Source organism: Microbacterium sp., assembly GCF_047602155.1.
Lineage (GTDB): Bacteria > Actinomycetota > Actinomycetes > Actinomycetales > Microbacteriaceae > Microbacterium.
Genome location: NZ_JASGHZ010000001.1, coordinates 3,141,881 through 3,155,440, shown reverse-complemented (window position 1 = coordinate 3,155,440; position 13,560 = coordinate 3,141,881). Strand labels below are relative to the sequence as shown.

Here is a 13,560-nt window from a genome sequence, read left to right as displayed (position 1 = left end):
CGAAGACGTCTTCACCCTGGCAGAGCGCTACGGCATGCCGGTGCTGACGCCGCGACACGCCCACGCGGGCATCGTGACGCTCCTGCCGGATCCGCGGGATGCCGCGCCGCTGGCGGCCGCGCTGGCCAACCACGGGGTGACCGTCACGGCGCGGGGCGCGACGATCCGCGTCGCGACGCACGTCGGCACCGGCGCCGACAGCCTCATGCTGCTCGGCGACGCCCTGGCCGAGGTCGCCGCCACCCGCACGGTGGTGGCCTCACCCGCGTCGGAATGGGACGCGCGGGAGAGTTAACCCGTTCGTCATCCGTCCGCGGCGTGTCGCGGGCGCCACGGTGCCTCCGACCGTCGTACGGTCATCACATCGGGCAAGGCGCCCGGTCGAGTCGGCCCATCCACGACTCGTGACCACGGTCGACTCGTCACTGCCGGGCGTCACGCCCGGGGCGGGAGTGGGACGTGACCACACGGACAGCACGCGGCGGACAGGCAACTCAGCAGCACTCGCGCGCGGCGGACATCGCCGACGAGGATCTGCGCACCTACGTGCTCGACACGTCGGTGCTGCTCAGCGATCCACGGGCGTTCTTCCGCTTCGCGGAGCACTCCGTCGTCGTACCGGTGGTGGTGATCACCGAGCTGGAGGGCAAGCGCCACGACCCGGAGATCGGCTACTTCGCGCGGCAGGCGCTGCGTCACCTCGACGAGCTGCGGGTGGAGCACGGGCGCCTCGATTTCCCGGTTCCGGTGGGCGACGGCGGCACGCTGCGCGTCGAGCTCACCAACACCGACGCCGCCGTCCTGCCGGCCGGCATGCGCCTGGGCGACAACGACAGCCGCATCCTCGCCGTCGCGATGAACCTGGCCCAGGACGGGCAGGAGGTCACCGTCGTCTCCAAGGATCTGCCGATGCGCGTGAAGGCGGCATCCCTCGGCATCAACGCCGAGGAGTACCTCGCCGAGCAGGCCGTCGACAGCGGGTGGACCGGCATCGCCGAGCTGAACGTCTCGGGCGACGACATCAGCGATCTGTACGAGAGCGAGGTGGCCGCCAGCGACGAGGTACGCGGGTTCCCGGTGAACACCGGGCTCGTCATCCACTCCGAGCGGGGGTCCGCCCTCGGCCGGGTCACCGGCGACGGAGCCTACAAGCTCGTCCGCGGCGACCGCGACGTGTTCGGGCTGCACGGACGCTCGGCCGAGCAGCGCATCGCGATCGACCTGCTGCTCGACCCCGAGGTCGGCATCGTCTCGCTCGGCGGCCGGGCCGGCACCGGCAAGTCGGCGCTCGCGCTGTGCGCGGGCCTGGAGGCGGTGCTGGAGCGGCAGCAGCAGAAGCGGATCATCGTCTTCCGTCCGCTGTTCGCCGTCGGCGGGCAGGAGCTCGGCTACCTGCCGGGCGACCAGGGCGAGAAGATGAACCCGTGGGGGCAGGCCGTGTTCGACACGCTCGGCTCGGTCGTCTCGGGCAACGTCCTCGAAGAGGTCGTCGCGCGCGGGATGCTGGAGGTGCTGCCGCTGACCCACATCCGCGGACGCTCCCTGCACGACGCATTCGTGATCGTCGACGAGGCGCAGTCGCTGGAGCGGAACGTCCTGCTGACGGTGCTCAGCCGCATCGGCCAGAACTCCCGCGTCGTGCTGACGCACGACGTCGGGCAGCGCGACAACCTCCGCGTGGGCCGGCACGACGGCGTCGCCTCGGTCATCGAGACGCTCAAGGGTCACGACCTGTTCGGCCACGTCACGCTCATGCGTTCGGAGCGCTCCGCCATCGCGGCGCTGGTCACCGACCTGCTGGAGCAGGGCGAGCTCAGCTGAAGCGGGCGCGGCGGGGGCTACTCCCAGCGGTAGCCCTCGCCGCGCACCGTCACGATGTGGTCGGAGCCGAGCTTGGAGCGCAGATACCGCACGTAGACGTCGACGACGTTCGAGCCCGGATCGAAGTCCATGCCCCAGACCTGGCTCAGCAGCGTCTCGCGGCTGAGGACGGCTCCGGGGTTGCGCAGGAACTGCTCGGCCAGGGCGAACTCGCGCGCCGACAGGTCGATCTCACGACCGGCGACCGTGGTGCGCCGCGCGAGGATGTCGAGGGTCACGTCGCCGTGCGTCAGCACCATCGTGATCGCTCCGGTGCGCTCGCGCATCCGCGAGCGCACGCGCGCCATGAGCTCGGCCACCGAGAACGGCTTCGGCACGTAGTCGCTGGCCCCGGCATCCAGCCCGTCGACGGCGTCGTGGGCCGAGCTGCGCGCCGTGAGCATGATGACCGGAATCGTGTCGCCCGTGGCTCGCAGATGCCGCAGCACCTCGAACCCGTCCATCGAGGGGAGACCGACGTCGAGGATGATCATGTCGAGATCACCCTGCTGGGCGCGTTCCAGCGCTTCCTGGCCGTCGTCGACCGCGACGGTCTCGTGCCCTTCGGCGTGCAGGGCACGGGTCACGAGTGAGACGATGTGCGGTTCGTCGTCGACGACGAGGATGCGGGTCATCCGGAGGCCTCTCGTTGCAGTACCACATCGCCGGCGCGCACCGGCGTCGGCAGCGACGCCCGCGTGCCGATCGGGATCTCGACGGTGAAGGTCGCCCCGCCGCCGGCGGTGTCGGCGACGAGGCATCGCCCGCCGTGCGCTTTGGTGATCGCATCGACGATCGCCAGCCCCAGGCCCGACCCGCCGACGGTGCGCTTGCCGGCGCCGCGGTCGAACCGGCGGAAGATGCGGTGGCGCATCGCGGGGGGGATGCCCGAACCGTGGTCGCGCACCCACAGCTGCGCGCCGGAGGGGTGCACGGAGCTTCCGAGTTCGATCGGCGTGCCCTCGGGGGTGTATTTCGCCGCGTTCTCGGCCAGTTGCAGCCAGGCCTGGAGCAGCCGGTCGCGATCGCCGCGGATGACGCCCTCGGCCGTCTGCTCGATGCTCCAGTCGTGCCCGGGGATCACCGCGACCAGCTCCCATGCGCGCTGCGTCAGGGCGGACAGCTCGATGTCGCCCATCGAGAAGTGCTCGGCCTCGACGGCGGCGAGCAGGTCGATGTCGCCGATCAGGCGGGTCATCCGGTCGAGTTCGGCGATGCCGAGCGCGCGAGTGGCCGCCGCGTCGTCGGGGTCGGCGGGGTCCATCAGCTCGAGGTGGCCGCGCACGATCGTGATCGGGGTCTTCAGCTCGTGCCGCACGTCATCGAGCAGCCGGCGCTGGGTCTCGAACTCGGCCTCGGCACTGTCGCCGGCCGGATCGGCTCGCGGCGCCCGGGTCATCGGAGCGGACGGCGCCGGGGCGGGCGGCGCCGGAGCGGACGGCGCGGGCGGGGCTGCGACGGCCTGCGGTGCGGCGAGCACGATCCAGCCGATCACCGCGGTCACCGCGACGGTGACGAGGGCCATGACCACGAACGCGGCGACGGCCGGCCACGACACCGGTTGGTCGGAGACCGCCGCCAGCAGCAGCAGGGCCAGCGCGGTCACCGCGAACCCCGCGGCGACGACCGTCAGCAGCAGGCCGAGGCTGCGCACCCGGTGCGAAGACGAGGCGCTCGCGGCGGCACCCGCGGCCGCGCGGGACGCGCGGGTCTGCGCCTCCGGCGCGGCGGCGGGCACGCTCATCGTCTCGGTCACGGACTGGTCCACACTCCGATTATCAACCCGGGTGCGTCATCGACAGCAGATCGAGTTTCTCATCGAGCTGCTGCGCGGTCAGTTCGCCGCGTTCCAGGTAGCCCAGATCGATGACTGCTTCCCGCACGGTGATGCCCTTCGCGATGGCGTGCTTGGCGATCTTGGCCGCCGCCTCGTAGCCGATGAGCTTGTTTAGCGGGGTGACGATCGACGGCGACATGCCCGCGAACGCCGCGGCGCGCTCGAGGTTCGCCTCGAGCCCGTCGACGGTCTTGTCGGCGAGGACGCGCATCGCGTTCGACAGCAGCCGGATCGACTCCAGGAGGGCTGTGCCCATGACCGGAATCGCCACGTTGAGCTCGAACGCGCCGGACGCGCCGGCCCACGCCACCGTGGCGTCGTTGCCGATGACGCGTGCGCACACCATGAGCGTGGCCTCGGGGACGACGGGGTTCACCTTGCCGGGCATGATCGACGACCCGGGCTGCAGGTCGGGGATGTGCAGCTCGCCGAGGCCCGTGTTGGGGCCCGAGCCCATCCAGCGCAGGTCGTTGTTGATCTTCGTGAGCGAGACCGCGATCGTGCGGAGAGCCCCGGACGCCTCCACCAGGCCGTCGCGGTTCGCCTGCGCCTCGAAATGGTCCTTCGCCTCGGTGATCGGCAGCTCGGTCTCGGCGGCCAGCAGCTCGATCACCTTCTGCGGGAACCCGAGCGGCGTGTTGATGCCGGTGCCCACGGCCGTTCCGCCCAGGGGCACCTCGCCGACGCGGGGGAGCACCGCCTGCACGCGCTCGATGCCGAGCCGCACCTGGCGGGCGTAGCCGCCGAACTCCTGGCCGAGGGTGACCGGCGTCGCGTCCATGAGGTGCGTGCGGCCCGACTTGACGGCATCCTTCCACAGCTCGGCCTTGGCCTCGAGCGCGACCGCGAGGTGGTCGAGGGCGGGGATCAGGTCGTCGATGAGAGCCTGCGTGACGGCGATGTGCACCGAGGTCGGGAACACGTCGTTCGACGACTGGGACGCGTTGACGTGGTCGTTGGGGTGCACCGCGGCGCCGAGGTGCTGCGTTGCGAGCGTGGCGAGCACCTCGTTCATGTTCATGTTCGACGACGTGCCCGAGCCGGTCTGGTACGTGTCGACCGGGAACTGCGCGTCGTAGGCGCCCGTGATGACCTGGTCGGCCGCCCAGGCGATGGCATCGGCGATGGCTCCGTCGAGCGTGCCGAGCTGCTTGTTGGCGAGGGCGGCGGCCTTCTTGATGCGCGCGAGAGCGGCGATCTGCGTCGACTCGAGGCCCGTGCCCGAGATCGGGAAGTTCTCCACGGCGCGCTGCGTCTGCGCGGCGTACAGGGCGTCTTTGGGCACCCGCACCTCGCCCATCGTGTCGTGCTCGATCCGGTACTCGGTCATGGTTTCACGTCCTCGTCTTCCATTGGGGTGTCTTACAGTCTGTGCGCGTCAGTCGCCCAGCCCGACGCTGACCTGGGCCACGGCGGTGCCGTCGCCGAGCCGGTAGTTCGCGCCGACGATCGCCAGCCGTCCGGCGGCGACGGCGTCGGCGATGAGCCGCGACGACTCGAGCAGGTCGTCGACCGTATTGCGCAGGTGCTCGCGGCCGACGAGCTCGGCGTCGACGGTCGCGGGGGTCGCGCGGGGCGTGGCGCGCAGGACGCTGCGCACGGCCGGCACGATCCGCGCGATGAGCCGCCAGATGTGCGGCGGCAGCTCGGCGGCATCGGGCGCCGTGGAGTCGATCGCGGCGCGCACGGCGCCGCACGCGTCGTGTGCCAGCACGATGATCAGCGACACGTCGAGGACGGCGACGGCGTACTCCAGGCTCGCGGTGGCCGAGTCGGACACGACCTGACCGGCGTTGCGCACGACGAACAGGTCGCCGAGCCCCTGGTCGAAGATGATCTCGGCGGCCAGGCGCGAGTCGGAGCAGCCGAACAGCACGGCCTGCGGCTTCTGCGCGTGGGCGAGCTCGGCGCGTCGCTCGACGTCCTGCCGCGGATGCCGGGGTTCGCCGGCCACGAAACGCGCGTTGCCGCGCTGCATCTCGTCCCAGACCTGTGCCGGGGTGGGGCGCTCGCTCACTGTTGCTGTCCTCCCGCCTGCGCACGCAGGTCGCGCACCTGGTCGGCGACTCCGGTCGCCGCGATGGCCGCCGTCGCCGCATCGACCGAGCCGTAGATCAGCACGGTGTCGCGCCCGGCGTCGGTGGACAGGGCGTAGGAGATGCCGTCCGAGGTGCCGGTGAGGACGAACTCGTCCCACACGATGCCGTCGATCGTGACGGTGTCGCTCGGCGCGTATCCGCCCAGCTGCTTCGACGCCCACGTGTCGGCCGCATCGATGCCCTGCGCGACGCGGACGAACCCCGTCGGGGGCGCGTAGACGACGCGCCACATGCTGCCCTCCATGCGGGCGGAGTTGGCGCGCCAGTCGTCCGGCACCTGCGGAACCAGCACGGGCCGGCCGAGCGACGCCGCGGCGGCCTCGGCGGCCGCGGCGACATCGACGGGCTCCGGTTCGGCGAGGGAACCGCGCGGCACGCCCAGGTACACGACGGCGACGACCGCGAGCGTCACGAGCAGCGCGGCGACGAGGTTGCGCACCGTCTTGCTCTGCCGGTACGCGGCCGACGAGGCCGCCTTGCGGTCGGCCGTCTCCTGCGGCGTCTCGGGGCGGCCGAGCTCGGCGACGATCCTGGGGCCCGCCATCACGGCTCCGACTTCGCGGTGTTGTCCGTGGCGGTGGTCTGACGCGCCGCCTCCAGGCGCTGCTTGGCGCCCAGCAGCCACTGCTCGCACCGGGCCGCCAGCGCCTCGCCGCGCTCCCAGAGGGCCAGCGAGTGCTCCAGGGTGGGCGAGCCCTGCTCCAGTTCGGCGACGACCCGCACGAGCTCGTCGCGGGCCTGCTCGAACGAGAGCTGAGCGACGTCGGCGGCACTGTCGCTGGTCATGGCATCCATTCTAGAGTCGGCGGTCATCCGGCCTCCGCCACGGCGCCCTCGGATACGGCGGCGAACGAGCCCTCGGCGACCGTCACGACGACCTGCGTGCCGGCCGGCGCCTGGCCGGCATCGCGCACGATGACGCCGTCGCCGATGTGGGCGATGGCGTACCCGCGGGCCAGCGTCGCGCCGGGCGACAGTGCGCGCAGCGAAGCCCGCAGCTGGGCGGACTGGCGGTCGGCGGCATCCACGGGGCGCCAGGCGGCGTCGCGTCCGCGGGAGGTCAGCGTCCACAGCTCGTGGGCGCGCGCGGTCAGCAGCGACTCCGGGTCGCGCAGCACGGGGCGCGTGCGCAGCTGCTCCAGCTGGGCGATGTCGTGCCCGATGCGCTGCGTGAGGCGCGAGCGCGCGCGAGAGCGCAGCTGCTCGACGAGCGCGCGCTGCTCGGCGACGTCGGGGACGACCCTCTTGGCGGCATCCGTCGGCGTCGACGCGCGCACGTCGGCGACGTCGTCGAGCAGGGGATGGTCGTTCTCGTGCCCGATCGCCGAGACGACGGGGGTGGATGCCGCCGCCACCGCGCGCAGCAGGCGCTCGTCGCTGAACCCGAGGAGGGTCTGCGGGTCGCCGCCGCCGCGGGCGATGACGATGACGTCGACCTCGGGGTCGGCATCCAGGGTCTTCAGGGCGGCGATCGTCTCCGGCACGCAGCGTTCGCCCTGCACCGCCGCGTGGACGGTGCGGAAGCGCACCTGCGGCCAGCGCAGCTCGGCATTGCGGTGCACGTCCTTCTCCGCGTCGCTGCGTTCGCCGGTGATGAGCCCGATGACGTGCGGCAGGAACGGCAGGCGCTGCTTGCGGGCCGGATCGAACAGCCCCTCGGCGCGCAGCTGGGCGCGCAGGCGCTCGAGCCGCTCGAGCTGGTCGCCGAGGCCGGTGTGCCGCATGGCCGAGACCGTGAAGCCGAAGTCGCCCGTCTTGACGAAGTAGTCGGCCTTGACGCACGCGACGACGCGGTCGCCGGTCTTGAGGTCGTCGGGCAGGCGCTGCAACGTCGACGACCACAGCCGGAACGAGATCATCGCCTCGCCGGTCGCGTCTTTCAACCGGCCGAAGACGTGCCCGCCGCGCAGATTCCACGCCGTGATCTCACCCTCGACCCACACCGACCCCCAGTTCGACACGAAGCCGCGGATCGTCTCGTTCAGGCGCGAGATCGACGTCGGCGTGTCGGGGGAGGAGTCGCGGGGGCGCACGGCGTCGGGCGGCGGGGTCTGGCCCGGTGCCGGCTCGAACGAGGTCATGACAGCCTCACCGCCCTTCCTGCCGCGCGCTCGCGGCCGTCGCACAGCGCGCCCCGATACTCGGAACATAGAATCGGGGTGTGACCAGCACTGCCATCCGCCTTCCCACGCCCCGCGTGCCGGGGCCGCGCGGACGGCTTCAGGATAACCCGGTGGTCGGACACAAGCGGGTGCTGCTGGCCGCGCCGCGCGGCTATTGCGCCGGCGTGGACCGCGCCGTCATCGCCGTCGAGAAGGCGCTCGAGCGCTACGGTGCGCCGGTGTACGTCCGCAAGCAGATCGTGCACAACATCCACGTCGTCACCGAGCTCGAAGCCCAGGGCGCCATCTTCGTCGACGAGGTCGACGAGGTGCCCGAGGGGGCGCACGTCGTCTTCAGCGCGCACGGCGTGTCGCCGGCGGTCGTGAACGCGGCGGCCGACCGCGGACTGCAGGCGATCGACGCGACCTGCCCGCTCGTCACCAAGGTGCACCGCGAGGCGGTGCGCTTCGCGCGCTCGGACTACGAGATCCTCCTGATCGGCCACGACGGGCACGAAGAGGTCGAGGGCACCGCGGGCGAAGCGCCCGACCACGTCACGATCGTGAACTCGCCGGGCGACGCCGACCGCGTGAAGGTGCAGGATCCGTCGAAGGTCGTCTGGCTGTCGCAGACCACGCTGTCGGTCGACGAGACGATGGAGACCGTGCGGCGGTTGCGCGAGCGTTTCCCCGAGCTGCACGACCCGCCCTCCGACGACATCTGCTACGCCACGCAGAACCGCCAGGTCGCGATCAAGAAGGTCGCGAAGGATGCCGACCTCGTCATCGTCGTGGGCTCGGCCAACTCGTCGAACTCCGTGCGGCTCGTCGAGGTCGCCCTGGAGCACGGCGCGAGCGCCGCGTACCGCATCGACTACGCGCACGAGATCCGGCAGGAATGGCTCGACGGCGTCGCGACCGTCGGCGTCACCAGTGGCGCCTCGGTGCCGGAGGTGCTCGTGCAGGAGGTGCTGGCCGAGCTCGCCGGCGCCGGTTACGGAGAGGTCGAGCAGGTGCGCACGGCGGAGGAGGATCTCATGTTCTCGCTGCCGAAGGAACTGCGCCAGGACGCCGACGGCCGGCGCGACGACCGGGCCCTGGGCGGGCGGGCGCGTTCGTGAGCGACGCGACGGGTTCCCCGCCTCCGCGCCCGCACAGTGCTGATGAATTGCGGCCCAGGCCGCAATATGGCGAATACGCGACCCCGGAGGAGCAGCGCGCGGCGATCCGTGCCCCGGCCGACCACGAGGAGCTGACGGCGGCATCCGGGTATGCGGCGGCGCACCCGCCGCGCCCGACGACGACGGCTGCGCGGCCGTCGCGCACGGCCGACCGCATCATCACGATCGCCCTCCTCGCCTACGGGCTCGTGACGGTCCTGAGCACCGTGCCTCAGATCTGGGACTTCACCGACTTCGCGAAGACGTGGATGGAGCTCGCCGGCATCGACGCGACCTTCACCAACACCGCGCAGGGCGATCTGTGGGGGCGCATCGGCGCGATCGTGTTCGCCGCCGGGTGGGTGCTCACCGCCGTCGTGTCGTGGCGCTCCCTGCGGGCCCGGCGGCTGACGTGGTGGATTCCCCTTGTCGGGGCGATCGTCACTTTCATGGCGATGACCGTCTGCCTCGTCGTGCCCCTGCTGGGCGACCCCGCGGTCGTCAGCCACTTCGGCGGGTGACGCCCTCCCGCGGCCTGGCGGCCTGGCGGCCTGGCGGCCTGGCGGCCTGGCGGCCTGGCGGCCTGGCGGCCTGGCGGCCTGGCGGCCTGGCGGCCTGGTGGGACGTTTCAGTCGCGGCATTGTGCGGGTGCGCACGGCCGATACCCGCACAATGCCGCGACTGAATGCGGGGCGCCTGCACGGCGCCTGCACGGCGCGGCAAAACGCCCCGGCCGTCTGGAGCGCGGTCGGGGCGTTCTGCGTGCGGGCGGGTCAGATGCTGATCGAGTGGCCTGCCGAGCCGAGCTGTGTGGTCGCCTCGACGACGCGCGCGGCCATGGCCGACTCGGCGACCTTGCCCCAGGCGCGCGGGTCGTAGGCCTTCTTGTTGCCCACCTCGCCGTCGACCTTCAGGACGCCGTCGTAGTTCGCGAACATGAAGCCGGCGACCGAGCGCGTGAAGGCGTACTGCGTGTCGGTGTCGATGTTCATCTTCACGACGCCGTTCGCGACGGCCAGGGCGATCTCCTCGTCGGTCGAGCCGCTGCCGCCGTGGAACACGAGGTCGAGGGGTTTGGCGCCGGTGCCGAACTTCGCGGCGATGCCCTCCTGGATCTCACCGAGCAGCTCCGGCTTGAGCTTCACGTTGCCGGGCTTGTACACGCCGTGCACGTTGCCGAAAGTCAGTGCGGCGATGTAGCGGCCGTTCTCGCCCAGGCCCAGCGCGTCGACGAACTTCGACACGTCGGCGGTCGTCGTGTACAGGGCGTCGTTCGTGCCCTCGTGCTTGACGCCGTCCTCCTCGCCGCCGACGACGCCGATCTCGACCTCGAGGATCGCGTTGATGTTCTTGATGCGGGGGAGGAGCTCGCGGGCGATCTCGATGTTCTCGTCGAGCGGCACCGCCGACCCGTCCCACATGTGCGACTGGAAGATCGGGTTGCGTCCGGCGCGGACCTCTTCCTCGGATGCCGCGATCAGCGGCAGCACGAAGTCTTCCAGGGCGGGCTTGGGGCAGTGATCGGTGTGCAGGGCGACGGTGATCGGGTAGTTCTTCGCGACCTCGGTGGCGAACTTCGCGAACGCGAGCGCGCCGGTGGCACGGCCCTTGACGGTGTGCCCGGCGAAGTAGTCGGCGCCGCCGGTGGTCACCTGGATGATGCCGTCGGACCCGGCCTCGGTGAGCCCCTGCAGGACGGCGTTGATCGACTGGGAGCTGGCGGCGTTGATGGCCGGGAACGCGTAGCCGCCGGCCTTCGCGCGGTCCAGCATCTCGGCGTACTGCTCGGGGGTGGCGACTGGCATTTTCTGCTCCTCGGTTGTGTGGCGGGGTCTTGATTGCGGGTCTGCGATTCAGCCTAGCGAAGCGGCCCGGCGCCCGGGGGGCGTGCACGCGGGGGTGCGCGGGCCTAGGCTGGCCCCATGGCGAGCCTGACCACGGATACGAACCCTCTGCAGCAGAGCCCGCTGCATCCCGACCGCAACCTGGCGCTCGAACTGGTGCGTGCCACCGAAGCGGCGGCGATCCGCTCGGTGCCGTTCATCGGCCGCGGGCAGAAGGAGCTGGCCGACGGCGCGGCGGTCGACGCGATGCGCGCCTACCTCACCACGGTCGACTTCGACGGCGTGATCGTCATCGGCGAGGGCGAGAAGGACAACGCGCCGATGCTCTACAACGGCGAGCACGTCGGCACCGGCTCCGGTCCGCAGTGCGACATCGCGGTCGACCCCATCGACGGCACTTCGCTGACCGCCGACGGCCGCAACAACGCGCTGTCGGTGCTCGCCGTCTCCGATCGCGGCACGATGCTCGATGCCTCCAGCGTCTTCTACATGGACAAGATCGTCACCGGTCCCGCCGGTGTCGGCGTCGTCGACATCCGCCTTCCCGTCGGGGAGAACATCCGCCGCCTCGCGAAGGCGCTCGGCAAACCCGTCGACGAGATCGTCGTGTCGGTGCTGAACCGGCCGCGGCACACGCAGCTGATCGCCGACATCCGCGAGGCCGGCGCCGGCACGCGGCTCATGAGCGACGGCGACGTCGCCGGCGGCATCAACGCGGCGCGGCACAATGCTCGCACCGACATGTGCATCGGCGTGGGCGGCAGCCCGGAGGGCGTCGCGACGACCTGCGCCATCACGGCGCTCGGCGGGCACATCCAGGGCCGGCTGTGGCCGCGCGACGACGACGAGAAGCAGCGCGGCATCGATGCCGGGCTCAAGCTCGACGGCTACGTGTACGAGGCCGACGAACTGGTGCGCGGCAAGAACACGATCTTCGTCGCGACCGGCGTCACCAACGGCGAGCTCGTCGCCGGGGTGCGCCGCGAGGGCGACTTCGTCTACACGGAGAGCGTCGTGCTGCGCGGACGGTCGGGAACGCTGCGGCGCATCGCGTCGGAGCATCTCATGTCGAAGTGGCTCTGAAGGCCTGACTTCCCGGGTGCCCTCTGGCACAATGGGATGCGGTGTCACCGGCGACGCGTTCGCCGTTCACAGCATCCGGGGGTCACATGTCCGCAGCATCCAGTCATCCGAGGACCGGTCAGATCACGGTTCCCGTCGACCCGGCCCGCCGCCCCGACGTTCTTCTTCGTCGCCGCCTGCCCGAGGGCCACCAGGTCAGCGCCTGGTGGATGATCGGCGCGTTCGTCGCGGTCTCGCTCACGGTCATCGGCCTCCTCAACATCTTCCCGGGCTGACGCTCACAGCCGCTCCCGCAGCTCGCCGACCTCGGCGGACAGCCCCTCGGTCAGTTCGGGTGCGGTCAGCCGGCGCGGCTGCTTCTCGATGGATGCCGGCGCCGCCGTCGCGTCGAGCCTGGTGTCGTCGATCCCGGGGAACCGGCGGGCGCTGACGAGGACGCGCGACTCGAGCGATCCGGCGAACCGGTTGTAGCTGTCGACGGTGCGCTCGATCGCGCGGCGGAGGTCGTCGGCGTGCGCGGCGAGTCCGCCCAGACGCTGATACAGCTCGTTGCCGAGGTCGAACAGCGCGCGCGCCTCGGTGGACACGTCCTGCTGGCTCCACGTGTAGGCGACGGTCTTGAGCACCGCCCAGAGGTTCACGGGCGAGGCCAGCGCGACCCGTTTGCCGAAGGCGTGGTCGAGGAGCGCGGGGTCTTCTTCGAGTGCCGCCGCGAGCAGCGACTCGCTGGGGATGAAGCACACGACGAACTCGGGGCTCGAATCGAGCCCGGCCCAGTAGGTCTTCTTCGCGAGCGCGTCGACATGCGCGCGAACGGCCTTGACGTGCCGCTGCAGCAGCTGTGTGCGCCGCGCGGCCTCGTCGCCCTGCGCCGTGAGGGGGATCGCCGACGCCTCCAGGTAGGCGTCGAGCGGCACCTTGGCATCCACCGCGAGGGACTTGCCGCCCGGGAGCCGGATGATCATGTCGGGGCGGCCGGCCCCGGCGTCCGAGGTGAGCGAGGACTGCAGGTCGAAGTCGACGTAGCGCATGAGGCCGGCCGACTCGACGACGCGCCGCAGCTGCGTCTCGCCCCAGACCCCGCGGGTCGCGTTCGAGCGCAGCGCCCCGGCGAGCGACTCGGTCGTCGCGCGCAGTGCTTCGTCGGAAGCCGCGGCGCGGCGCAGCTGCTCGGCGAGCGAGCCGTACTGGCTGTGGCGTTCGCGTTCGAGATCGTCGACCTTCTGCTGCATGGCCTGCAGCGACTCCTGTACCGGTGCCAGCGCACGCAGGACGACCTGCTCGCGGCGCTCGCGTTCCTGCTGCGCGGACTGGTCGGCGCGGGTCTGCGCGCCGATTTCCCGGGTCAGGGCCCGCTGCTGCTCCAACTGGTCGGAGAGCGATCGCTCCGCCGATTCGGCGGCGGCCAGTCGCGCTCCGAGGGTGGCCTGGTCGCGCGCCGCGCGCTCGGCGGCACGCGCGAACCCGGCGAACCAGCCGGCCACGAGCCCGGCGAACAGGCACGCGACGGCGACGACGGTGATGATGACGGCATCCATGTGAACAGTGTGCCGGGGGGTTCCGACATCGGATCGG

14 protein-coding genes and 1 pseudogene are annotated in these 13,560 nt (G+C 71.5%); 6 read left to right on the top strand and 9 right to left on the bottom strand.

Annotated features, from left to right (window positions below):
• Positions 1 to 295, top strand: a pseudogene (locus tag QM720_RS14600) (aminotransferase); the annotation flags it as partial.
• 224 nt (positions 296 to 519) lie between these two features.
• Positions 520 to 1,821 (top strand): PhoH family protein, encoded by a 1,302-nt coding sequence (locus QM720_RS14595; protein ID WP_415127970.1) that lies wholly within the window; start codon positions 520 to 522, stop codon positions 1,819 to 1,821.
• Positions 1,822 to 1,838: 17 nt separating this feature from the next.
• On the opposite strand, the gene QM720_RS14590 is transcribed toward QM720_RS14595, so the two are convergent.
• Genes QM720_RS14590 through xseA form a run of 7 tightly spaced genes read right to left on the bottom strand, consistent with a single transcriptional unit; the run spans position 1,839 to position 7,877 of the window.
• Complete coding sequence (locus tag QM720_RS14590; RefSeq protein WP_415127743.1) at positions 1,839 to 2,495, bottom strand: response regulator transcription factor; 657 nt, start codon at positions 2,493 to 2,495, stop codon at positions 1,839 to 1,841.
• A complete protein-coding gene (locus tag QM720_RS14585) occupies positions 2,492 to 3,628 on the bottom strand; it encodes a sensor histidine kinase (RefSeq protein ID WP_415127741.1) in 1,137 nt (378 codons plus the stop codon). The genes QM720_RS14590 and QM720_RS14585 overlap by 4 nt, the downstream gene beginning before the upstream one ends.
• A 10-nt stretch (positions 3,629 to 3,638) precedes the next feature.
• On the bottom strand, positions 3,639 to 5,027 hold the full coding sequence (locus tag QM720_RS14580; protein ID WP_415127739.1) for a class II fumarate hydratase: 1,389 nt from the start codon (positions 5,025 to 5,027) through the stop codon (positions 3,639 to 3,641).
• A gap of 48 nt (positions 5,028 to 5,075) precedes the next feature.
• Positions 5,076 to 5,714 (bottom strand): carbonic anhydrase, encoded by a 639-nt coding sequence (locus QM720_RS14575; protein WP_415127737.1) that lies wholly within the window; start codon positions 5,712 to 5,714, stop codon positions 5,076 to 5,078.
• Positions 5,711 to 6,340, bottom strand: a complete 630-nt coding sequence (locus QM720_RS14570; protein WP_415127735.1) for a DUF4245 family protein — start codon at positions 6,338 to 6,340, stop codon at positions 5,711 to 5,713. The genes QM720_RS14575 and QM720_RS14570 overlap by 4 nt, the downstream gene beginning before the upstream one ends.
• Positions 6,340 to 6,582, bottom strand: a complete 243-nt coding sequence (locus QM720_RS14565) for an exodeoxyribonuclease VII small subunit (RefSeq protein ID WP_415127733.1) — start codon at positions 6,580 to 6,582, stop codon at positions 6,340 to 6,342. The genes QM720_RS14570 and QM720_RS14565 overlap by 1 nt, the downstream gene beginning before the upstream one ends.
• A 23-nt stretch (positions 6,583 to 6,605) precedes the next feature.
• Positions 6,606 to 7,877 (bottom strand): exodeoxyribonuclease VII large subunit, encoded by a 1,272-nt coding sequence (xseA, locus tag QM720_RS14560; protein WP_415127731.1) that lies wholly within the window; start codon positions 7,875 to 7,877, stop codon positions 6,606 to 6,608.
• A 152-nt stretch (positions 7,878 to 8,029) separates the two neighbouring features.
• Here xseA and QM720_RS14555 point away from each other — a divergent pair, with 152 nt between their 5' ends.
• Both QM720_RS14555 and QM720_RS14550 read left to right on the top strand, forming a co-directional pair.
• Positions 8,030 to 9,019 carry a 4-hydroxy-3-methylbut-2-enyl diphosphate reductase gene (locus QM720_RS14555; RefSeq protein WP_415127968.1) on the top strand — a complete coding sequence of 330 codons (990 nt, stop codon included), beginning with the start codon at positions 8,030 to 8,032 and terminating at the stop codon, positions 9,017 to 9,019.
• Between the two features lie 47 nt (positions 9,020 to 9,066).
• Positions 9,067 to 9,579 (top strand): DUF6264 family protein, encoded by a 513-nt coding sequence (locus QM720_RS14550; RefSeq protein WP_415127729.1) that lies wholly within the window; start codon positions 9,067 to 9,069, stop codon positions 9,577 to 9,579.
• Positions 9,580 to 9,831: 252 nt separating this feature from the next.
• Here QM720_RS14550 and fbaA read toward each other — a convergent pair whose 3' ends face one another.
• Complete coding sequence (gene fbaA, locus QM720_RS14545) at positions 9,832 to 10,911, bottom strand: class II fructose-bisphosphate aldolase (protein WP_415127966.1); 1,080 nt, start codon at positions 10,909 to 10,911, stop codon at positions 9,832 to 9,834.
• 69 nt (positions 10,912 to 10,980) lie between these two features.
• Between fbaA and glpX the strand changes: the two genes are divergently transcribed.
• Positions 10,981 to 11,985 carry a class II fructose-bisphosphatase gene (glpX, locus tag QM720_RS14540; protein ID WP_415127727.1) on the top strand — a complete coding sequence of 335 codons (1,005 nt, stop codon included), beginning with the start codon at positions 10,981 to 10,983 and terminating at the stop codon, positions 11,983 to 11,985.
• Positions 11,986 to 12,071: 86 nt separating this feature from the next.
• Positions 12,072 to 12,260, top strand: a complete 189-nt coding sequence (locus tag QM720_RS14535) for a UDP-N-acetylmuramyl pentapeptide phosphotransferase (RefSeq protein ID WP_415127725.1) — start codon at positions 12,072 to 12,074, stop codon at positions 12,258 to 12,260.
• Positions 12,261 to 12,263: 3 nt separating this feature from the next.
• Here the strand turns inward: QM720_RS14535 and QM720_RS14530 are convergent, their stop codons facing one another.
• Positions 12,264 to 13,523 (bottom strand): DNA recombination protein RmuC, encoded by a 1,260-nt coding sequence (locus QM720_RS14530; RefSeq protein ID WP_415127723.1) that lies wholly within the window; start codon positions 13,521 to 13,523, stop codon positions 12,264 to 12,266.
• Positions 13,524 to 13,560 lie beyond the last annotated feature (37 nt).